The organism is Spirosoma koreense (assembly GCF_054777875.1).
Genome location: NZ_BAAHAC010000029.1, coordinates 54,672 through 77,405 on the forward strand (window position 1 = coordinate 54,672; position 22,734 = coordinate 77,405).

Genomic DNA, 22,734 nt, shown 5'->3' on the forward strand with positions numbered 1-22,734 from the left:
ATTCACATTAGTTTGGGGCAGTCCATAAAAACAAAAAGAACGGTACCCCGACCGTTCTGCAACCAAATTGGTTTTCTTTGCAGCCGCGTCAGCATCGCCGTCGGATATCCGGAGCGTGCGGTTCAAGAAGGTAATAAATAGTTCGACGCATAAGCGAAGGTATTTATTGGCCGGTCAGTTAATTCAACACGACGCCTTAATGAGACAAAAGTAAAAATACTTCCCGGCTATATCAACAGCTAGCCGATTTGTTCAGTAAAAACCACATACATTGATTTATGCCTCAGCCACTTCGCCTTGTGTTTATGGGCACGCCCGATTTCGCCGTTACCAGCCTGCAGCGGCTGCTGAGCGCAGGCTGTGAGGTCGTTGCCGTCGTGACCGCCCCCGACCGGCCGTCGGGTCGCGGCTTACAGCTTACGCCCTCGCCCGTGAAGAAAGCGGCTCAGGCGGTCAATATACCCGTTCTTCAACCCGAAAAGCTACGTGACCCCATCTTCCTGGAACAACTTGCCAGCTACCGGGCTGACCTGCAGGTAGTTGTCGCATTCCGGATGCTTCCCGAGGTCGTCTGGGCCATGCCTACGATCGGTACGTTCAACCTGCACGGTTCCCTACTGCCGCAGTACCGGGGAGCGGCTCCCATCAACTGGGCCATCATCAACGGTGAGACTGAAACCGGGGTGACTACTTTTCTGATTGAAAAAGAAATTGACACGGGCCAGATGATTTTTCAGGATACCGAACCCATTTACCCCGACGACACCGCCGGAACCCTGCACGACCGGCTCATGGAACGGGGGGCCGATCTGGTGCTAAAAACCGTTCGGGCCATCGAATCGGGCAACTACCCCCGCATACCACAGCCCACCGTCGACAACCTGAAACCCGCTCCGAAACTAAGTCGGGAAACTACCGAGATCGACTGGAATCAGCCCGTGCATCAGCTCCGGAATTTTGTTCGGGGTCTGGCTCCGTACCCTTCGGCCTGGACGCTGATCAACGGGAAAGTATTCAAAATCTACGACGTCTCGGTAGCCAACGAGTCGCCGTTTGCGGCCGAACCAGGTCAGGCGTATAGCGATGGCAAAAAAACGATTCTGGTGCGGGCCGCCGACGGCTGGTTACAGATCGACGCCTTGCAGGCCGAAGGCAAGCGCCGGATGAGCGCTGAGGAGTTTTTGCGGGGGAATAAGCTTTAGGAATTAGTCACTCTTCTAAAGCCCATCGTCCATGAAATTATTTCTGCTTTTTTTGATCACCGGCGTGATAAGCACCCACAGTACCCAGGCCCAGTCCGAAACCTACGCCGAGAAGTTAGGCTTCCCCAAAGGAAAAAAAGTCGTTATCCTGCACGTTGATGATGCAGGTATGAGCTACGACTCCAACATCGGCACGATAAACGCCATTGACAAAGGCATGGCCAGTTCGACCAGCGTGATGATGCCCTGCAGCTGGGTTCCGCATTTTTTCGACTGGCTGAAAACCCGCCCCAACGCCGATGCGGGGGTTCACCTGACGCTCACATCCGAGTGGAAAAACTACCGCTGGGGGCCATTGGTGGGCAAAGACAAAGCGCCGGGTTTGTGCGATGAGCAGGGGGCACTCTGGCACACGGTCGAGCAGGTCGTTCAGCACGCGTCGGCGGATGAAGTAGAAGCTGAAATGCGGGCGCAACTGGCGCGGTACCGTTCGTTCGGGGTTCAGCCGACGCACATGGATTCGCACATGGGTACGTTGTTTCAGCCTAAATTTCTGATGCGCTACGTCAAGGTGGCGGTGGATGAAAAAATTCCGATTCTCTTTCCGGGTGGGCACGCTTCCCTGATCGTTAAAGCCAACAGCATTCCGGCCGATCAGCAGCAGCTGATCAAACAGGTGGGCAAGCAGCTTTGGGACGCTGGTCTGCCCGTGCTGGATGATCTGGACGGCACGCTGACCAGCCAGAATCTGCCAGCCGGACAGCCGGCGACGGATGAAGCGCTGCAGAAATTCAAAACCCAGAAATTCATCGAACTCATGCAGTCGATAAAGCCGGGGCTGACCTACATCATCATGCACTGCACCGATCCAACACCCGCCTTCAGTCAGATCAGCAGTTCAGGACAAAGCCGCAAGGGCGATATGCTGGCCATGATGGACCCGGCTGCCAAAGCGTTTATCGAAAAGGAAGGCATCATTATCACCACCTGGCGCGCGTTGATGGAACGCCGGAAAAAATTATGAAAATCAGTCTTATTGCCGCCGTAGCCCAGAACGGCGTGATTGGCCGCGACAACGATATGCCCTGGCACCTGCCCGACGATTTTGCCTTCTTCAAGCGCAAAACCAGCCACCATGCTATCATCATGGGCCGCAAGTCGCTGGAAGCCCTTGGCAAACCCCTGCGGAACCGCACGAGCATCGTGATTACTCGTAATCAGACTTTTACGACCGAAGGCGTAACCATTGTGCACACACTGGACGACGCCATTGCGGAATCGAAACGGGTAGATGAGCAGCTTTACCACACCGACGAAATTTTCGTGATTGGCGGAGCGGAAATCTACAAAATGGCTCTGCCCATTGCCACCACGCTCTACCTCACCGAAATTCATCAGGCCTACGAGGGCGACACGTATTTCCCGGCATTCGACAAAAGCGAGTGGCAGGAAATCAGCCGCCACCCGCACCCGGCCGACGACCGCCACGCGGTACCGTTTGATTTCGTGGAGTATGAACGGCTTAGGTAATCGCTACGGACTGTTCTTTTGCAACAAAACCGGAATCTCTCCCTGACCTTCAGCTTCCAGCGCCATCTGGGCACGGCCGATTTTGTAAGCAGTCACGATGGATTCGCCTTCGCCCAGCGCCTGGTAGAAACCCGAGGAGAAAGCCAGCGAAGCCCGGTCCTTGACCGCCCGGGTCATGCCAATGACGTACGGAACCGATTTGACAATGGCGTCGGCCTGCTCTTTCGAATAACAGGCGTTCAATACGACGCACTGAACCGTATCGGCGAAAGCGGAAAAAAGCGCTTCCAATGCCGTTGCGCCAATGAGTTTCGGGGCTCCGTCAGTGGTTTCCAGGCACAAACCATCGGCGTTCGCGTGGCCCGAAAAGTGGACGATGGTTGGCTTTTCCTTCAGAATGTAGCGCGTCATGTTCTGCGGAGTGACCGCCATGTTGGTCGTAAACAGAATCATGTCCCGCTGCGTCGACATCTGCAGTTCGGCCTTGATCTGTTCGGACTCCGCACCAAGCCGAAGTTGCTGGGTATCGTTCGGGTTGGCGGCCAGGAACAGAATACGCTTTGCCGATTTATCTGCCACCGGATCGCTGCTATCGGTGTTGATCTGGATTTCCTTCGTCAGAATATCCAGGTCTTTGCTGCGATCCTCCATGTGAATCGTCACGCGTAACAAAAGCGGATACTGGCCCGATTTGAGCGGTTTCACTTTGAAATTCCATTCCGTAGGTTCGCCGGGAAAGATGGCCTGGCGTTCGTTGTTGAAGGCCGTGATGGTAAAGCAGTCGTCGCCCGATCCATCGATCAGCCGTACGCTCATTTCGTCGCCCACACGAATGACTTCGCGGACACTGCTGTCGCTGATTTTAAGCAACTCCTGCGCCACCTGACTGTCGCCAATGCGAACCACGCAGGCTGATAGCTTTCCGACCTGCATCACGCCCGGAATGTCGTAATCGAGCTGGCCCGCCCGCGTCGGGGTTGGCGAAGGAACGGCAATCGGCTGAGCCATCGGCAGCGACTCCAGCGTATCGTTTCCCGGCAATGGAGCGGACGAACTTGGCGAACCGAAATATGAGTCATCCCAAAGGTTGCTTTTTCGCCTGAACGGAAAACCAGTTTCATAATCCCGATCCGGATTGATGATGTATTTTGTCGCGGCCGGATTCACGATAAACTCCCGGGTGGTATCCAGGTGGACCTTCGACGGAATTGAAACAGCTTTTTTCGTCGGCTTCAGTTCATCAATCCGCTTTTTGAATTTATCGGCTACACGCCCGAAACCCTCGGCATTCGGGTGAATCTCGTCATACCATTCGTCGTCGGGAACCGTACCCGGCGTTGGAATGTAGGATACGATCGCTGGGAATTCGGCCGCCACGGTTTTTACCCGGTGGTTGAACTCGTCCAGAATATAGTGCAGAATCGCTTTGCGAACGGCAGGCTGATCAATGCCCTTTTCGATCATGTAGCGTCCCAGCCAGCCTTTGTTGGTCACGCTCAGCGGAATGATGTAATCGTACCCATGCACCAGGACAGGCATATCCGGGTGACTTTTCTGCAACGTCTGAAACAGCGTTCGGTACATCGCCTGGAGGCTGTCCAGATCCGATGCCAGCAGGGTATCCAGGTAAGCTTCCGGTGGCGAGCCCGTCGGCACACCCGTCCGGATGTATCGACGAAATTGTTCACCCAAGATATCGTTTCCGCCCCCGCTGAGCACAAACAGGTCGGGCTGCTGCTCATTGATGGCCTGTATATACTCCTCCAGCGGTGGACTGACGTTGGTTTTCGCCATTGTCATGTTGCGGAGGGTATCGCCAGCAGCCGCCACGCAGTAGATGGCATAATAAGCCGACAGATGATCGATGATGTCGGTTACGAGTGGGTGCTGAAACCACGAATCACCTTCTGAAACGATTTTAAGCCGGTTCGGAAATTCCCGTAGGGTTCGGCGGTAGCGCTGATTTCGGCGGGCACGGGCAATGGTATTGGCCAGATCCAGCCCAATATCCCCCAACAGTCCTTTCTCCTGAAGCGGTACGTTGGCCGTCAGTTGCTGAAGCACTGCCCTAGGCTGGATATTGGGAAAATCAGCGCCCGGTACGTTCTCAAAATATAGTCCAAGCGCAAAATCTGTCAGTGCTTCATTCGTCAGCATGGCCCGCAGGGTGTCTGCGTCAACCTGGTTATAGAGCGGGTTCTGCCAGTGCAGCTCGACGATTTGGGTTGTCCAGCCTTTCACGGGCACTTTTTTGGTACTGATCAACCCAATACCACGCTCGGCTTCTTTATCGGTCTGTTCGGTCAATGTAGGCGGATCGGGCAGGGCGTCGAGTTGCATCGCCAGTGGATCGAATACATCCGTACTGGCGATGAATTTGATGAACTCGACGCGCTCCGGCCAGTTATACAGGGTGATGGTTTCGCTCAGACCAAACGGAATAATGGGTTGGCCTTCGTGCTGAAATGAAACGGTTTTTCCAGCCTCCAGCCGGTACACCTCGTCCGGTAAGAGCGACAGATACGCCTGGAAGTTTACCGTCAGATAAACGGCGCTGACGTACAGGTCAACGGCTGCCCGGTTGGTCACCTCGATCCGCAGCGGGCATTGCCACTCGCCTTCGATCTGCTCAGCCGTTAGCCTGACCACCGACTCATTCAGTGGCACCCGTTCTTCGGTGCCATCGGGTCGTACTCGCCTGATGGCGACTTCGAGCGGATTCCCCGCCAGCCCGTTCGGGGGATTCTGGTTTGTCAACTGCCGGATGTACTCCCAGCGGGCCAGATGTTTCAGGTCAGCAATTAACCGATCGAGCGCAGTTGTAGTGCTGGCATCAATGGGCATGGTGAGCGGTCGGTAAGCGGCTCCGTCGTCGGGATCGGTAACCCGTACGGGATAAGTCAGATAATAAGCTCCCTTGCGTCCCCGAACCACGTAATCGGCGCTGAGCCCAGCGGATTTATTGTCAGTCGTCTCCGGGTTTCGGGTGGCTTCAGGCGTTCGACCATCGGCTTCCTCCACGATAATGAGCTGGTCGGGCAGGGAGGTCATAAGCCTGTTCAGCAGAGTTGCCCGATCTTCGCGACGCGTATCTTCCAGTTGAAATCCAACCCGAATCGCCTGCACCATCAATCCGGCAATAGCCACCTGATAATCCACCGATTCATCCGGCTTATTTTCGCCAACCGGACGAAGTGTGGCGTAATCTGCAAACACCTGATCGACGCGAAATTGTACCGAATGCCCCTCTGTGTTCGGATCGATGCCGATCAGTTGATCATGGGTTTTACCAATGCCCTGAATCGCGCCTTTGTTGAGCGCCCAGCCCGAACTGTTGTGCGTAATGATTCCCATCAGACTCGCCTGTTGCGCCGACTGGTTGAGGAAGGTTCGGTAAAGCAGATCCGCCGAACCGCCCGCTACCCGAAAACGCGGTTGCTGCTCGTAGACATTGCGCAGGTACGCCCTGATTTTACCCTGCAAGTCATAGTACGTAATGCCGCCCGCCGACTGGTTCAGAATCTGGATCAGCGCTTTCGTAAACACCCCTTCGCCCGCCACTTCCACCGCCGACTGGTCCGACTCGCAGGCCGCCAGGTGTACGTGTACGCCTTCGGGAAGTGCCACTCCCGTACCCTGCTCACGGATATCGGCCTGACTGACGACTGAACCAAAAACGAAACTCGACCAGTCACGTTTCCCGAACAGAATAGGGATTCGCTTGATCACTGCCTCCTGACCCGGATAAGCCGTCTGTGCCACTTCGAGCGCGCGGGTGTTATCGCCCGAGTGACAGCAGTCAAAAATGGTGACAATGTGCGGTTTGCGCGTCTGCCAGACGTCATGGATCAGGTAGCGTAACTCTTTATCGGCGAGCCGAAACGCCTGTACGTTGCTTTCATCGTAATAGCAGGCAATGCATTCCAGTCCCCCATCGGTTTCGTCGCTCCAGACCGGATCGGCCTGCTCCTGCGTGCCGTGACCGGAGAAGTAAAACAGGGCCACGTCGTTCGGCCCCGCTTGCCCCAGATGCTCCCTGAACAGCCGAACAATCTCGGTTTTGGTAGCCTGCTGGTCCGACAGCCGCTCGATGTGCTGCTCAAATCCGGTTTGCTTTTCCAGATAAGCCTTCATCTTATCGGCATCGGCCTTGCAACCATGCAGGGCCGGGAATCGGGCTACGTCATCGACAATCAGGTCGGCCCGATATGCATCAATACCGACGACCAGTGCGTAAAGTTTGGGGCGCGAAGTGGAAGGAGGGTTCATGGGAGAAGGGAACAGGAATATAGGGTATGAAGCGAGACTCTTTTAAATTGTCAGCATGCATTGGCCCAGGATTTTCAGGCTATCGTCGTCGCAGAAATAGCTGATGTGATCGCAGGCAATCGGTACCTGCTTGACTACGCCCGGCCCTGCTACATCCTGAATACTACTGACCAGTACGGCAATGTCGTTGGCATCGTGAAACAGAAAGGTATCCAGCAGCGTGTAAGCGGCCTTGGTTTTGAAACGCACCCAGATTTTCCGCAGCAGAGTCATGTTCTTCTCGTAGACCACAGGTACCAACTGCGTATTGCCGGCAATGATGGTATATGGCACGCCCGAAACAGTACCGTCGTTGAGGCTTTGCAGGAATTCGGAATCTTTGTGCATTTGCTGCAGAGTCGTGAACGCCCGGTTCGCCTGTTTACCCAGCAGGGCCAGCGGAATCAGGTACGGCTTTACCAGCGCCGAGCCGTTGATGGCTTTGGTAATAAGCGGCACCACCATCGCTTCGACGTCGGACCAGGGCGAACCGTTGTTGGGCGTTCCCAGCATGATCAGATGATCGACGTATTGGTTGCCCTGACTCTTCTCAATCAGCCAGCGCGATACCAGTCCGCCCATCGAATGAGCCATGATATGCAGCGTCTTCCCGTCGTCGGCGCGCAAGCCAACGGCCTGGAGCCGCTCATTGAGAACCTGGGCCGTCTGCTGGATTTTCGTATCCAGATTTTCGTAGTCGAACGCCAGCACGACGTCGTAGCGCGTAAGCAGCAGTTCGCCACCGTTCGCAAACCGGACCCGGTGCACTGCTTTCACCATCTCCTCCGTATCACCTATAATCCCGTGTACAAAAACCAGGATTCGGTTGGCCGCGGCAACGGCGTCGGCAATTTTCTGTTGACCGCCGTCTTCATCGTCCCGAATGCGGCTAACCACTTCCAGTTCGTCAATGGTCACCAGGCTGAGTACACCAGTTCGGCCCTTTGGGGCAACGAGCTTCTTAAAAAACAGCCTGATCGATCCACCCAGGCTCTTAACCCCTTCTGCCGACGGGTCCGGAAGTTGCTCGATCTCAACCACGCCATCCCGCTCGAAGCCCAACGGAAAGAATTGCCCCGTTTCTTCGTCGTATCCAAACGGAAGCAGGGTTTCGTCGGCTTGCAGGTAAGCTGACGCGTCCAGTTGAAACGGGTTCTGCGGGCTTACCGTATCGGTCTGTTCGACGTCAACCAGTTCAACGACATTCAGACCAGGGGCCGAGCTCATACCCCGGGTTCCGGTCAACGTGTTTTGGGCAAATGAAAACGACCGGCTCAGGTCATCATCGAAAAATCGTCGGAACGCGTCATCTGCGTCATTCGCCAGCGAGCGGGTTGCATCCTGAACGGAGGTCAGTGTCACGCTTGCTTTAAATGTGGGATGTGGCTTAATGCGTAAGCCATGCACCTGACCCGTTTGGGTCGGTGACACGGTCGCCGTGTCGGGTGGGCAGATGATGTTGAGCGTTACGGTTCGCGCTGTCCAGTCCGGTACTTTCGGGCGGGTGGCTCCAATCAGGCCAATGCCTTTTTCGCGCGCGTCGCGAAGGTCGAAGAGCGTAATCCCGTCCTGGTTGTAGTGATCCGTCGAAAAATCTTCGGTCGAAATGAGCAGTTTGATGTACTCCGTAATCTCGTTGATGCCCAGCTTTTTGAACTCCTCTTCGTCGAGCCAGATGTAGAGCGGAAGCGTCCGCGAGCTGTCGTACGTCAGCCAGGCAGACTCACCGGGTGCCAGCTCGGCTTTCTGAAGAAATCCGTTACTAATGCCGTAGTCCTGAGACAGGTACAAACCGCTGACCCAGCGTTTTTCTGAGCCCGTATTCGTCACCTTGAGCCGAATGTACGGCTGTTTCCAGTGTCCCTGCTCAAACCGATAGTAGCAGGCTACCGGCTCCGTCGGGTTCATGATCGGTTCGTAAGGCGCGGCATCCGTCGGGCTATCGTAGTCCCTTACCCGCTGTAACTCAACCGTAATATCGCTGTCGCGCAGGCGCGTCCGAGCATTGTTCATATCCAGCAGATTGTGCCAGCGAATGACCGTCTCGATTTTAGCCGCAAAGTCTTCAACCGCAGCCGAATCGTAGCCTTTGTCGACGGGTAAGAACAACGGCGCGTCGCTGGTGGGCAGTGCCAGCCAGAGTTTCCCATTCCGGGCATGAATCAGAAACCGGGCTTCGGCCACCTGATCGGTCAGGACGATGGTTTCGGAAACCAGTCGACGCAGTTCGCCTGAAGCGGCTTCGTCGCTGCCCGGTGCGATGGCAATCTTCAGCGACTGGTCGGCGGGTGGTTGGTAATGTACCCGATACTGTCTGGTTGGATCGAGGGTCTCCATGCCGGCCTGAACGGCGGTTCGACTTACCGACACATCCCCCAGAACAAGCACCACGTCGGGGTCGATCAATCTTGCCTTTCCGCCCTGTCGGATGCCCTGGACGTTGCCCGCATTCAGCCACCACTTTTCTTTATCGTAGCTAACCAGCCACGAATCGGCCTGGGTAGCAGCGCCCATCAGAAATAAGTTGCGTCCGGCGTCGGCCTTAATGGACTCCAGTTGAGGAGTCTGGTCATCAACGAGCTGAGCGATGCGGAGGGTAGCCTGCTGAATAAGCCCAGCGTACGACAATTGGCCGCCCTGCTCTTCCAGAGCCGAAATAACCGAATAGGTAAAAACCCCGTGCCGGTCACCGGAAATGGCTTTCTCTTTGGCTGTCTGGTAGCTTCGGGCCGCAGCCAGCAGGATATGCTTTCCTTCGGGGGGAGTGATCTCTATCCGCCCATCCGGATGAACTATTTTCTGATACGATTCATACCCGACATAGTCGCTCACCGTGCGGGGCGTAAACGATGGCTCAGCCATCCGTACCTGTATATCAACGGCTTCGGCAAACCGGGTGCTGTTTCCCGAGTGACAGCAATCCATCATGACCACAAAATGCACCGGTTTCTGCTGACTGGCCTTCCAGATCAGGTAGCCCAGTTCTTTGTCCATCAGATCGCGTCCGCCCGGCAGACGACTGTCGTAGAGGACGATCGATTCATTCATGCCATCGGATTCGGTCCAGAACTCCTTCGGTGCCAGCGCCTGCGAACCATGACCGCTGTAGTACAGAAAGCAGACGTCGCCATCCTGCGCCGTGTCGAAATGCGAGAAGGCGTCGATCACCCCCTGACGGGTGGCTGCGTTGTCCTGCAGGACTCTCAGGTTCAGCTGATTTGAATAATGATTTTCCAGATACTGCTTCACCAGCAGCATATCGTTGACGCATCCACCCAGCCGATGCTGCGGAATCGGATACTCGTCAATAGCAATGAGGAGGGCGTGTATAGTCGACATGGTTTGGGAGAATAGGCTTACCCGTCTGGCGGGCTGGTAACCAGTCGAAAAATCAGGCCTTACGCAAGGTTTATTTCTGTATCGGCAAAGCTTTTTATTGAAAGGTCATTCTTTTAAATCAGCCATCTGACAACGGCAGCCTATTCTCCTCCGAGGCCCGAAGAAAAGCGTACAGACTGTCTAAAGAAGCAGCGTGTTGTCATGCTGACGAAGGAAGCATCTTAGCCAGGAGGCCCTGAGATGCTTCCTTCGTCAGCATGACAACACGGGTATCAAACGAAATTATACTGACTTAGAGACCAGGAAATCTGTACAGGAAAGAGAAAAATCGCCTTGTTCGTAGGTTTTTAATAACTAAACCATTCAGCGGTCATTTCGCTGCGGCTTTTGCTTTCCAGCTTCCGTTCGAGGTCATCTGGCAGTTTCGGAAAAAAATCGATCCCTGTTAACTGCTCGATCGTATCGACCGACACCACAAACTGCTTGAGCGATCGATCCGACGGCTCGTTGTTCAACAGGAAGCCGATCATCCGAATTTCGGGATTATTGCAGTAGAGTATTACTTTGTAAAATTTCTCGGGCACGCTAATCTCGTTGGACCGGCCAATGGTCGGCAAGCCGGGTTTCAGCACGGCTCCCGTCACGACATACAGGCCATTGTCGCGTACGGCCCACCGCCGGACCAGGTCTTCCAGATCTTTCCAGATACCCCGGTTAAACTGCGGCACCTGGGGCGTGATGTTGCTCATGTAGAATGTTTCGCGCATCATCCGCTGCGAAAACTTAAAATCGGCGGCTGGCGCCAAATGCCCCCGGTCAAAGCCCGAACGTGTGTAATCAGACGAAAGCGCCGTTCCGTTGGGTACCGACAGATCGGGCTGAAACTGCTCTAATTTGCGCTCGGCTTCGCCCGTGGTTTCGTAGTCCAGCAGCGGATAAGCCACCCAGTCGGCATCTTTGTACTCCTCCCGGTAGCGAAGCGTATAACCTTCATGCCGGATAATCTGATCGCCGGACTGCACAAGTGGCAATAGGAAATCGACCTGCTTTTCAAAATCGAAGCGTACCGTTTTGGCGGAGTTCATCGACGGCTTACCCGCCTTGTCGCTGGCTTCGCTTTCATCCGAAGCTTTCCCCGCCCGGTCATCCGTCGCTACGTCCGACGACGGTTCAGTCTCCTGCGGCTCAGGGGCTTTGTAAGGATTGCGCTCTTTATGATTTGATCGGGCTTTTCCCAGCCCGATTACCTGCCGAAGATCGTTCCAGAAAGAAACTACGGGTTTGGTTCGACCACCGTACTGCAGAAATAAACCAATCAGAAAAAAGATCAGCAGGAGAATAAGCGTATTACCGCTTAAGCGAAAGCCCCGACGATGATACTTCTGGTTCGTAGGTCGCGAATTGGTCAGCATAGAGGCAAAAGTACGAAGAAGGTGGGTGGTTTGTCAGTCTGTACTAACGTATAAAGCTCTACTACGGTTTTTTTAATGGTTTTCCGAGCGATCGGAACTGTTTTGCACCTGCTCAGTACGGCTCTTCCGACGAACTACAAAGCCCAGATTGCTGTTTCGCTTTCATGTCTTCCCTGAAAATTGTTGTCATCGGTGGCGGAGCGGCTGGCTTTTTTGGAGCCATTACAGCGGCTGAAACATTTCCGGACGCCACTGTAACGATCCTGGAAAAAGCCCGCTCAGTGCTAAACAAAGTACGCATTTCGGGCGGTGGTCGATGTAATGTGACGCATGCCTGCTTCGATAACCGCCAGTTGGTCAAACAGTACCCCCGGGGTGAAAAACCCTTGCGGCCGCTCCTGAATCAGTTCGATGCGACGGCTACGGTCCACTGGTTTACTCAGCGGGGGGTTCCGCTCAAGACGGAAGCCGACGGGCGCATGTTTCCGGCTACCAACACCTCCGAGACGATCGTAGCCTGTCTGCTCGACACCGCTCACCGGCTCGGCATCCAGATCCGAACCAGTTGCGGAGTGCGTGAACTGCAACAGGAGGACACTGGTTTTCGGATTGAATTACTGACCGACGAAACCCTTTACGCCGACCGGGTTCTGGTGGCTACCGGCGGGTACCCACAGCCAACGGCCTACGCCTGGCTACCCCAGCAAGCGGAGTCGCTGCTGGCGCCCGTTCCCTCGCTGTTTACGTTCAACGTTCCCGACAGCCCGCTGCTACCGCTGGCCGGCGTTTCGGTGCAGGATGCCAAAGTGTATGTCGGTGGAACGAAGCAGGAACAGCGTGGCCCCTTGCTCCTAACGCACTGGGGCTTTAGCGGGCCGGCCATTCTGAGGCTGTCGGCCTGGGCTGCCCGCGAATTAGCCGAACTGAACTACCGCTTTACGCTTCGCATCAACTGGACGCCTACGCTGAATGAGAACGAGTTGCGGAATGCCTTGCAGGAATTTCGCCAGCAGAACGGCCGGAAACAGGTTGTTTCGCAAAATCCGTTTGGCTTACCTGCCCGGTTGTGGCAGGCGCTGACGGCAGAAGTCGGCATTGTCGAGGTCCAACGCTGGGCCGATCTACCCGCCAAACTTCAGAACCGGCTCTCGGAACGATTGACTAACAGCCAGTTTCAGGTGGTAGGAAAAAGCACGTTTAAAGACGAGTTCGTAACCTGTGGGGGCATCGACCTCAACAGCCTGCATCCGCAAACATTGGAAAGCAAAGCCCAGAAAGGGCTGTTTTTCGCGGGCGAGGTCCTGGATGTCGACGGCATTACGGGCGGTTTCAACTTCCAGAATGCCTGGACAACCGGCTACATCGCGGGAAAGAATATAGGGGTTTAGTCCATAGCAACCCGCGGTGAGTAGCCAGTGAACGGTACCAGCCATTAGCGGCTACTATCGACTGACCGCTTTCAGCTACTAATTACTTTTCTGGCTACTTCTTCGTCCTGTTTTAGCTGGGCCACGAGCGCAGGCAGGCCGTCGAATTTTTGCTCCGGCCGCAGGAACTCCCGAAATTTCAGCGTCATGTGCTCACCGTAAATGTCTTTGTCGAAATCGAAAATGTAGGTTTCGATGGTCTGATTCGTGCCCGCTACGGTCGGGCGAAAACCGATGTTGAGCATTCCACCCAACGTCTGACCGGCGTAGAGAACCTCCACCGCATACACGCCGTTGGCCGGGACTAATTTGGACGGGTCATCGACCTGTAAATTGGCCGTCGGGAAACCGATGGTACGCCCCAGTTGGCGGCCTTTCACAATCGTCCCCGTCATAGAATAAGGGCGTCCCAGAAACTGGTTGGCCGTACGTACGTTCCCTTCGTTCAGAGCCGCCCGAATCTTGGACGAACTAACCCCGACTGCATCGATATCCTGACGGGGTATTTCCTCTACCTCGAAACCATATTCGCTCTGGTGCGTCCGAATGTAATCGAACCCGCCTTCACGGTCGCGGCCGAAGCGGTGGTCGTAGCCAATGACTAACTTCCTGGTACCGATCCTATCGATCAGAATCTGCTGGATATATTCTTCCGACGTCAGTTCGGAGAAGGAGCGGGTAAACGGAATAACCACCAGGTGATCGACGCCAGCCAGATCCAGCAGTTCGATTTTCTCATCGAGGGTCGTCAGTAATTTCAGATTCTGGCTGTCGTTCGAGACAACCGTACGCGGATGCGGCCAATACGTGATCAGCACCGACTCTCCCCCACTCTGACTGGCCACTTCGGTAAGTCGGGCTAAAATCTTCTGATGGCCCCGATGCACCCCATCAAAGGTTCCACTGGTGACAACAGCGTTCGGTAACGGCTCTATGTCACTGAGACTTCTATAGATAATCATTTGCTGATAAAGGAAGTCGCTGGTTGGCAGCCAACAGGTATCGGTAAATCAGATTCCTTCGGCTATTCACTGATAACGGCTGACTGAGTTCGGCACAGGTCAATAAAACGTTCGATGGTATAGGCGTCTTCGATTCGGAAATCGCCAATGCGCGTCCGGCGAAGGCGGCTCATGTAAGCGCCATTCGCGAGCAACAAGCCCAGGTCGCGTACCAGGCTGCGAATATACGTGCCTTTGGAACACACAATGCGAAAATCGACTTCCGGAAATCGGCCGGCATCGACCTCGAAAACAGAAACCGTCACCTCGCGTGCTTTTATACCACCCTCTACCCGGTCGGCGGTTTCGCCCCGTCGTGCTTTTTCGTAGAGCCGCTCACCATTGACCCGAACCGCCGAATAAATAGGCGGCACCTGCAGAATAAGCCCCGTCAGTTGCCCAGCCGCTTCCTGAATCCGTTCCGGCTCAATACCGGTCGTATCGAACTCGGCATCGAATGGAGTTTCCAGATCGACGGAGGGAGTCGTTTTACCCAACACCAGGGTTCCGGTGTATTCTTTTTCCTGCGCCTGGTACTGATCGATCTGCTTGGTCATCTTGCCCGTACAGAGAATCAGCAGACCGGTAGCCAGTGGGTCGAGCGTACCGGCATGGCCGATCTTCTTGAACTTGCAGGCATATTTGAGCTTGTTCGCTACGTCGAACGATGTCCAGGTCAGCGGCTTATCGATCAATATGACCTGACCCGGATCGGGAGGAGATTGCGGTTGATTCAACTTTTTGTTTGGAATGAATGGTTTGTAGGCTGTATACAAGTCGATTTCAGAGCGCCATACAATCGGTTGGCGAACAGCCGAACAGCAACCAGATTGTCGCTGCTACAACACATCCAGTTTCACCCCGGCGGCAACGAGTCCCAGCAGCAACAGCCCCAATGCGATGCGGTAATACCCAAACACCTTGAAGCCATACCGGGTCAGAAAACCAACAAAGCCACGGATGGCCAGCAGGCCCACGACAAACGCAATGGCGTTGCCGATAAGCAGCGTCTGATAATCGGCAGGTTGCAGGAGTTTATAGGTTTTAAGCAGTTTGTAGCCCGAGGCTGCGGCCATGGTCGGTACCGCCAGAAAAAACGAGAATTCGGCAGCCTGCGTGCGGGTCAATCCCTGGAACATACCGCCGATGATGGTCGCGGCAGAGCGGGATACGCCCGGAATCATGGCAATACACTGGAAAAAGCCAATCCGTAGCGCTTCGGGAACCGTTACATCACCGTCCTTTGGCTGGCGGTTGACGATGCGATCGATAAAGACCAGCACGATACCGCCCAGTAGCAACGTAATGGCGACAACCACGACGTTTTCGAGCAGAGAATCGATAAAATCGTTCAGCAGAAACCCGATGACCGCAGCCGGCAGAAACGCAATCAGAATTTTGCTGTAGAAATCCAGCATGGGTTGCAGGCGGGGCGGGAATGACTTAAGATAGCCCGGAACCCTGAACGTCCCCGACCGATTGTCGACCAGGAAACGACGGTGGTATAGCACCAGCACCGACAGGATACACCCAAACTGAATATCGACGGTATAAAGCTTGGTGAATTCATCGCTGGCAATGCCCGCCAGCGACGAGTAAATAATCATGTGCCCCGTTGAAGAAACCGGCAGAAATTCGGTTAAGCCCTCAATGATGGCCAGTGCAATCGCGTGAAATAACTCCATTAAACAGTGAGTGGTTTGTAGCCCTTAACGGCTCATCGTGTATCAATACCCGACAAACTTATGCCAAGTGTGATCAAACAACAAGCTATAGGCAACAAACCACCAACTTTTTTATGCCTTCGGGCGAGCGAGAATAGCGAAAAATTCGAGCACAAATCCGCCCATGACCACGATCGGTCCAAGCGTTAGCCCAAGAAAGCCAAATCCAAACTCTTCTTTGTCGAGGCTCATGATGAAGAAACCGGCCAGTATAACCCCGATTCCGATCAGCATCAGCGTATAGTTCTGCCGGCCGAAGGGTAAGGCGGCCGGAGCCGTCGAACGAACGGGTTCAGTTATGGATGGCCGAATCGGCGCGGCAACTGTCGTTTTTTTTGCAGGCTCTTCGCGCGTCAGCGTGGTCGAACCGTATTGTTTGTCTTTTGCCATGTCCTTTCTGTGTTATCTGTTTATTGAACAATGTAAAATGAATAATGGCTTATCGACCGCCGATTTTATTCACCTCACCATTCAGTAGGCATTATTCATCTTACATTATTCATCAATAAAGCTCATCCAGCGTCAGGCCCAGGTACCGATTGACGGCCTGAAACGTACTTAAAAAGCCGATCAAAATGCCTAATCCTAGCAGTCCCGCCATCAGAGCGGCTATTTTCTGGAGGTCCTGAAAAGCGCCCAGCTCAGGCAGGTTTTGCTTGGCAATTTCCCAGCCGATCAGCAGCAGCGCGATGGCAATCAGACCAGCCAGAAATCCCTGCCACATACCCCGCCCCAGAAAAGGGCGCGTAATGAAACTGTTCGTGGCGCCTACCAGCTGCATACTGCGAATAAGCATCCGTTGCGAATGAAGCGCAATGCGGATCGTATTGTTCATCAGCACAACGATAATGAGCAGCAGCACCAGCGCGAAGGCCGACATCACCATGTAGATCTTAGTGATGTTCCGGTTGATGTTGTCGACCAGGTTTTCCTGATACACTACCTCGAACACCCCATTGATCTGCTCCAGATCATGTTTGACTTCCTGCAACTTAGCTTCTTCGAAATACGCTTCGTTCAGCTTGATTCGGTAGCTGTCGCGCAGGGGGTTCTCCCCTAAAAACTTCGAAAAATCTTCTTTCGTTTCCGCAATAAATTCTTTGGCAGCCTCATCTTTAGTGACCAGGGTTACCTGCGGGGTTCCGTTCGATACCAATACGTAAGGTTGCTCCGCAATGGTACGGTGTAGCGCTCCTATTTTTTTGGAACTCAACCCTTTGTCCAGAAACACCCGAACTTCATAATTCTCGCGGATGGAAGTCACCAATTGTTTAGACTGGATCGCCAGCAATCCGCAGAACCCGATCAGGAATAAGGCCAGCGTCAGACTAAATAAAATAATCCCGCTGGGATACGCACCTACTGTCTTCTTCGTACGAGCCATTTAGAGGGTTCGTGTTATGCAACAAAAATAATCGTTTCGGCCAGCGAACGGCCGAATTTAACAAAATTTAGCAAATATAGTGAAGGGGGTTGGGCATTGGGGTTAGGGTAAAAGGTATTTTCCAGCAAGCTTCTGTTAAAGCCCCATTCCCGATGCCCTTTGCCCTTGCCGCTATGCCCTTGCCCCTATGCTCATTTTCTCCGGATAACCGACTTCAACCAAATATAAGCCGTTGGCGGGAGCCGCCCGGCCCGCCTGGTTCCGATCGCGGGCGAGAATAATCTGCTCGAACCGGTCCAGACACAGGCGATCCTGCCCAATCTCGATCATTGTACCGACAATGGTACGGACCATCCCCCATAGAAACCGATTGGCTTTAATATGAAACGTCAGACAGTCATCATTTGTATATGCCCAGTACGCAAACTCCAGCCGACAGTGAAAGTTGGTCACATCGGCTTTGGCTTTGGCAAAGCTCTGAAAATCGGTGTGCTGTAAGAGTACCTGGCAAGCCTCATTCATTTTTTCGATCTGAAGCACGGGCCGAAAGTGATACGTCAGGCCGTTGAAAAAAGCATTCTTCTGACGACTGATATGATACTGGTAATAGCGGGAAATTGCCGAAAAGCGCGCATGGTCGGTTGACTGAACCGGAAATACCCGATGGATGGCAATGTCCTCCGGCAGGATACAGTTGAGCGAATACAGAAACGATTCGGTCACATCAAGCGGTTCGTCGGTGTCGAAATGAGCAAATTGCTGTTGCGCATGTACTCCCGCATCGGTTCGTCCGCTCCCCACTACATACATGCGCTTACCGAGTCGTTGGGTCAGGGCCGCTTCGAGCGTCGTCTGCACACTGATGCCCGTGGCTTGTGCCTGCCAGCCGTTGTAGGCCGTTCCCCGGTATGATAATTCGATAAAATAACGCATCGTCTGCAAAAGTACTGTTTCAGGTGCAGTCGACCTACCACACAATATGTGTGTTTGCCGCGGCAAATTTGTATTGTGCTGTAATCAGGTGCTGGTACGCGTCGGCATATTTGTTTGAAATTTGTAAGTTTGCCTCATGTCACAACTACAATCGCTGGAAGATTTCTACCAAAGTAAGTTCAACTGGATGCCCGACAACTTACGGCAGGACATCGGCCATTTCAATGTATTTCGACTGGAAGACAGCATTGGGCCACACCCCTACATCCGGCGGGATTTCTATAAAATCAGCCTCATCCGCGGCCGAAACATAATTCATTACGCCGATAAGAGCATCGAAATTTCGGGGACCACCCTAATATTCTTCAGTCCGCAGGTACCGTATACCTGGGAGTCGCTTTCTACTGACAAAACCGGCTTTTTCTGCATTTTTAAGGAAGCTTTCTTCTCCGAATTCATGCGCGGAAACACCCACGACCTGCCCATGTTTCGGCCGGGCGGCAAGCCGTCGTATGTGCTAACCGACAGGCAGGATGAACAGGTTAGCGCCTTATTCCAGAAGATGATCGACGAGATCCGGTCGGATTACCGGTACAAATACGACCTGCTTCGCAACTACGTCAGCGAGTTGATTCATTATGCCCTGAAACTGCAACCTTCGGAAACCCTGTATCAGCATACAGACGCCAATTCGCGAATTACGGCCGTTTTTGTCGAATTACTGGAACGGCAGTTTCCCATCGAATCGCCTTCGCAACGCTTTCAGATGCGGTCGCCCAAAGAGTTTGCTGACCACCTGGCTGTCCATGTCAATCATCTGAACCGGGCGCTTAAGTCGACTACAGGCAAGACCACAACGGAGTATATTTCCGAACGATTGATTACCGAGGCTACAGCCCTCCTAAAACACACCAACTGGAATGTCTCCGAAATCAGTTATAGTCTCGGTTTCGACGAACCCGCTCATTTCAATAACTTTTTTAAAAGACAAACGCACCAAACGCCTTCCTCCATCCGGACTGTTTGAATCTTGTAAGCATTGGTTTGAATGCCGTAACCCATCTGCCCGAGCCGCCGTCTACTTTTGCCTTCTCAAAACGAAGCAGAAATGGACAGTAAAAAAGTATGGTTTGTTACGGGAGCCTCTAAAGGACTGGGGCTGACCCTGGTAAAACAATTGCTGGCGACCGGCGAACAGGTAGCTGCCACGTCCAGGCATCTGGATGAACTTATTCAGGCTGTTGAGGATACCTCCGGTAATTTCTTACCGATACAGGTAGACCTGACCAGTGAAACCAGTGTCACGCAGGCGGTGCAACAAGCGCAGGCTACTTTTGGCCGTATCGATGTGGTAGTAAACAACGCTGGTTACGGGATTGGCGGCAGTGTGGAGGAATTGACCGATGCGGAAACCCGCACCAGTTTCGACGTCAATGTGTTTGGCACCCTGAACGTCATTCGGGCTGTATTGCCACGTTTGCGGGCGCAGCAATCGGGGCATATCATCAATATTTCGTCCATTGCCGGCCTTTCCGCTAACGCAGGCTGGGCAATTTATGCGGCTGCGAAACATGCCGTAGTCGGGTTGTCGGAGGTGCTGGCGGATGATGTTCGCTCCCTGGGCATCCGGGTTACGGTAGTAGCACCCGGTGCTTTTCGGACTCAGTTTCTGTCGGCCGAATCGCTGGTTATGACCCAAAAGCCCATTGAGGCTTATCAGGCTGTCAGGGCTTCGCACGAAAAATACCTACATATGGACGGCAAACAGGCGGGCGATCCGGAAAAGGCAGCAGCGGCTATGATCAGCATCGCCAACCTGCCGAATCCACCTTTGTATTTGCTCCTGGGCACGGATGCCTACGCACGAGCTTTCCGTAAACTGGATCGTCTCACCGATGAATACCACACCTGGGAAACGCTGACGAAATCGACTGACTTTGCCGAATAGCTACAGTTAGGAAAAGCCAGCTGTTGAGAAGAAAATTGAATCTTCCTTTAACTGAATCGGGCCTGTCTGTAGACAGGCCCGATTCAGTTAAAGGAAGCAGTAGGTTAGCGAGGGCCACGTCCGCCCTGGCCACCCCATCCATTCGACCGTTGGGCGGGTTGCGGCTGGCTTTGCCCAGACCGGTTATCCGGTGTCCGCTGAAACCCTCCTTCCCCGCGGTTGCCCTGCATGGGCTGGCTATTCATTTGGCCCTGCCGTTCCGTGTGTCCTGCCCCAGCGCGCGGCTCCCAACCTTGTGGACTGCTGTTCGGCGTATAGTTTCCAGGTTGTGCATTTCCGGGTGAGTAACTGCCCCGGCTGGATTCGAACCGGTCCGACTGAGGTCGGTCATTGGGCGCGCTATTCGGTGCCGGTGTGTTTACTGAGTTTCCGTTTCCATTCCGGTCAGCAGGGTAATTCCCACCGTAGCTGCCCCGGTCGCGGTTCGGTGCGTCATTCGGAGCGGCATAATTCCGGCCCGGCGTATTGTTTTCATTATAGCGATTGCCAGTATACCGACCGCTGTTATTGTCGTTGTTGCGATTACCATCGTAGCGCCCGTTGTTGTTGTCGTAGTAGCGTCGGTTTGAAGCCGCATTGCCATCGTAGTTGGAGCGCGGGGCGTTGTCGAAACGATCATTACGTCCGTAAGCAGATCCATATCCATTGGATGGACCAGGCCGGTAGAACCCGACCGAACCGTTGCCAACAATCGAGCGACCCGGCCGGTCCATCCGATCGATGCGATACACGGGAACATCGCGTCGGGTGATGCGGGCGATTTCAGCCCGTGAAGGTCCGTATATGTACGCACGGTTGTTAGACCGATACACGTTGTTAATGATTGTTGTATTCTGGTAGATGGTCACGACATTCGGCCGCGGCACCCGGTAACTGTACAGGCTTGGGCTCGTGATATAAATCTGTGGCACGAAGGTCCAGTAAGGCGCCGGAATGTTGATATTTACGTTTATATCCCAGCCTGGAGCCAGCGGAGCCCAGCCGTAATACCCGCCACCGGTCCGCCAGGATACCCACGCGGGTCCCCACTCGCTGTCAGGAACCCACGCCCAGCCGTATTGCTGATCGAAATACCAGCGGCCGTAGTGAAACGGTGCCCAGCCCCACGCATAATCCGAAACCCAGGTGTTCCCAAACTCGGTAATCACCCAGTGGCCATTGGTGGCATAGGGCTGAAAATCAGGACCGACGTTCGGAACCCAGACAGATCCATAATTCGGGCTGGGCAACCACTGTCCATAGGGTGCCAATTCGTCATAGAACGTTTGCACCGGAACGGTCACCCCTGGCTGAGCCAATGCTGGGCGGGTGAAAAACGGCCCGAAAGCAAGTACTGCCATCAGGGCAACCAGCTTTATTATTTTCTGGATATTCATGACGCTACGTTATTAGGTGCTGAGTTGTACGCTCATCGATGGTTAGATGGTGCGGATAGCCAAACGTTTAATCAGCCTGCGTATAAACTTTAACCGTTTAACTTCCTGAACTTGCGTAAGTTATTTTTTCCGCGCCAATGGCCTCGGTGCCGGCTGGAGTTTGAACCTAAAAACAAAAAACCGCCCGGCTGAAGCAGCGGGCGGCCTATAGGGTGTGGGCCTGAAAAAACACTCCTTTATTCTTCGTTGGTAATAAACATTTTTGGCTTAGGAGCTTCGATTCCATCCTTGCCGAACTGCCGGGCGATGTTCTCAAGCATGTAATAATAGGTGTCCCAGTAGTTTTCGCTCTTCGTCCACACACGTACATCATAATCTCGTGAGTTTGGATTCAGTTTAGCAATCAACACGTCGTGTTCACGGTCCTTCAGGGCATAAGGGCAAGCCGCTATCACGCGCATGATCGACGCTTTGGTAGCATCCAGGTCATTCTGGCTTCCAACACCATACACCTGATCGACGCGAATTACTCCTTTTGTACTGATATTCGTAATGGCTGAAGTCGACAAGGCGCCATTGGGCAGAATGATCGTTTTATTGTCGAGAGTCAGCAGGGTCGTATCGAAAATGCGGATCGCTTCGACATTTCCCGTAAAGCCCTGTGCCGAAATCAGGTCGCCGACACGGAAGGGCTTGAAAATCAGAATTAAAACACCCCCCGCAAAATTGGACAGACTACCCTGAAGCGCCAGACCTACGGCTAAACCGGCAGCACCGATGATCGCCACAAAGGAAGTAGTCTGCACACCGAGCGTGCTGGCAATACTCAATAGCAGCAGCACGCGCAACAGCCCGTTGACCAGCGAGAGCAGAAAGGGCTGAACATCGCGGTCGACATGCCGTTTGGTCATCGCAGAGGAGAGTATCCGCGTTATCCACCCGATAACCCAAAGACCGACAATGAGGGTCAGAATGGACAGCAGTACGCGGCCTCCATAGAGCGTAACAAAGGTGATTAACTGGTTGTAGAAAAGCTGGAGTCTGGTTTGGGCCTGTTCCATAAATCTGAGATGGGATTTGTGTTTGGAAC

At 53.8% G+C, this 22,734-nt stretch carries 17 protein-coding genes; 6 read left to right on the forward strand and 11 right to left on the reverse strand.

Annotated elements, in window-relative coordinates:
• The first annotated feature begins 278 nt into the window (after window positions 1-278).
• From fmt to ACYVC2_RS28080, 3 genes are read left to right on the forward strand one after another with little or no spacing between them, the layout of a single operon-like run.
• A complete protein-coding gene (gene fmt, locus ACYVC2_RS28070) occupies window positions 279-1,202 on the forward strand; it encodes a methionyl-tRNA formyltransferase (RefSeq protein ID WP_461108224.1) in 924 nt (307 codons plus the stop codon).
• Between the two features lie 31 nt (window positions 1,203-1,233).
• Window positions 1,234-2,226 (forward strand): polysaccharide deacetylase family protein, encoded by a 993-nt coding sequence (locus ACYVC2_RS28075; RefSeq protein ID WP_461108226.1) that lies wholly within the window; start codon window positions 1,234-1,236, stop codon window positions 2,224-2,226.
• Complete coding sequence (locus ACYVC2_RS28080; protein WP_461108228.1) at window positions 2,223-2,732, forward strand: dihydrofolate reductase; 510 nt, start codon at window positions 2,223-2,225, stop codon at window positions 2,730-2,732. Before ACYVC2_RS28075 ends, ACYVC2_RS28080 begins: the two co-directional genes overlap by 4 nt.
• 3 nt (window positions 2,733-2,735) lie before the next feature.
• On the opposite strand, the gene ACYVC2_RS28085 is transcribed toward ACYVC2_RS28080, so the two are convergent.
• From ACYVC2_RS28085 to ACYVC2_RS28095, 3 genes are all read right to left on the reverse strand, one after another.
• Complete coding sequence (locus tag ACYVC2_RS28085) at window positions 2,736-7,001, reverse strand: caspase family protein (protein ID WP_461108230.1); 4,266 nt, start codon at window positions 6,999-7,001, stop codon at window positions 2,736-2,738.
• Window positions 7,002-7,043: 42 nt separating this feature from the next.
• Window positions 7,044-10,379, reverse strand: coding sequence for a caspase family protein (locus tag ACYVC2_RS28090; protein ID WP_461108232.1), 3,336 nt, complete (start codon window positions 10,377-10,379; stop codon window positions 7,044-7,046).
• Window positions 10,380-10,726: 347 nt separating this feature from the next.
• Window positions 10,727-11,791, reverse strand: a complete 1,065-nt coding sequence (locus tag ACYVC2_RS28095) for a DNA/RNA non-specific endonuclease (RefSeq protein WP_461108234.1) — start codon at window positions 11,789-11,791, stop codon at window positions 10,727-10,729.
• A gap of 164 nt (window positions 11,792-11,955) precedes the next feature.
• Here ACYVC2_RS28095 and ACYVC2_RS28100 point away from each other — a divergent pair, with 164 nt between their 5' ends.
• On the forward strand, window positions 11,956-13,179 hold the full coding sequence (locus ACYVC2_RS28100; protein WP_461108236.1) for a BaiN/RdsA family NAD(P)/FAD-dependent oxidoreductase: 1,224 nt from the start codon (window positions 11,956-11,958) through the stop codon (window positions 13,177-13,179).
• A gap of 71 nt (window positions 13,180-13,250) precedes the next feature.
• Here the strand turns inward: ACYVC2_RS28100 and ACYVC2_RS28105 are convergent, their stop codons facing one another.
• The 6 genes from ACYVC2_RS28105 to truA all read right to left on the reverse strand — a co-directional run bounded on the left by ACYVC2_RS28105 (window position 13,251) and on the right by truA (window position 18,260).
• The gene (locus ACYVC2_RS28105; RefSeq protein WP_461108238.1) at window positions 13,251-14,180 is read right to left on the reverse strand and encodes a bifunctional riboflavin kinase/FAD synthetase; all 930 of its coding nucleotides are present in this window, start codon (window positions 14,178-14,180) and stop codon (window positions 13,251-13,253) included.
• 62 nt (window positions 14,181-14,242) lie between these two features.
• Complete coding sequence (gene truB / locus ACYVC2_RS28110) at window positions 14,243-14,956, reverse strand: tRNA pseudouridine(55) synthase TruB (RefSeq protein WP_461108240.1); 714 nt, start codon at window positions 14,954-14,956, stop codon at window positions 14,243-14,245.
• A gap of 102 nt (window positions 14,957-15,058) precedes the next feature.
• Entirely contained in the window at window positions 15,059-15,904 is an 846-nt protein-coding gene (locus ACYVC2_RS28115; RefSeq protein WP_461108242.1) for an undecaprenyl-diphosphate phosphatase, read from the reverse strand.
• A 111-nt stretch (window positions 15,905-16,015) separates the two neighbouring features.
• Window positions 16,016-16,333 (reverse strand): DUF3098 domain-containing protein, encoded by a 318-nt coding sequence (locus tag ACYVC2_RS28120; protein ID WP_461108244.1) that lies wholly within the window; start codon window positions 16,331-16,333, stop codon window positions 16,016-16,018.
• Window positions 16,334-16,445: 112 nt separating this feature from the next.
• A complete protein-coding gene (locus ACYVC2_RS28125; RefSeq protein ID WP_461108246.1) occupies window positions 16,446-17,327 on the reverse strand; it encodes a cell division protein FtsX in 882 nt (293 codons plus the stop codon).
• 171 nt (window positions 17,328-17,498) lie between these two features.
• Window positions 17,499-18,260, reverse strand: a complete 762-nt coding sequence (gene truA, locus ACYVC2_RS28130; RefSeq protein WP_461108248.1) for a tRNA pseudouridine(38-40) synthase TruA — start codon at window positions 18,258-18,260, stop codon at window positions 17,499-17,501.
• A gap of 136 nt (window positions 18,261-18,396) precedes the next feature.
• On the opposite strand from truA, the gene ACYVC2_RS28135 reads away from it, so the two are divergent.
• Both ACYVC2_RS28135 and ACYVC2_RS28140 read left to right on the forward strand, forming a co-directional pair.
• Window positions 18,397-19,287: a helix-turn-helix domain-containing protein gene (locus ACYVC2_RS28135; protein ID WP_461108250.1), complete on the forward strand. Its 891-nt coding sequence runs from the start codon at window positions 18,397-18,399 to the stop codon at window positions 19,285-19,287.
• Between the two features lie 81 nt (window positions 19,288-19,368).
• Entirely contained in the window at window positions 19,369-20,208 is an 840-nt protein-coding gene (locus ACYVC2_RS28140) for an oxidoreductase (protein ID WP_461108252.1), read from the forward strand.
• A 104-nt stretch (window positions 20,209-20,312) separates the two neighbouring features.
• Here ACYVC2_RS28140 and ACYVC2_RS28145 read toward each other — a convergent pair whose 3' ends face one another.
• Together ACYVC2_RS28145 and ACYVC2_RS28150 are read right to left on the reverse strand one after the other, a co-directional pair.
• Complete coding sequence (locus ACYVC2_RS28145) at window positions 20,313-21,644, reverse strand: DUF6600 domain-containing protein (protein WP_461108254.1); 1,332 nt, start codon at window positions 21,642-21,644, stop codon at window positions 20,313-20,315.
• 236 nt (window positions 21,645-21,880) lie between these two features.
• Window positions 21,881-22,705 carry a mechanosensitive ion channel family protein gene (locus ACYVC2_RS28150; protein ID WP_461108256.1) on the reverse strand — a complete coding sequence of 275 codons (825 nt, stop codon included), beginning with the start codon at window positions 22,703-22,705 and terminating at the stop codon, window positions 21,881-21,883.
• Between the last annotated feature and the right edge of the window lie 29 nt (window positions 22,706-22,734).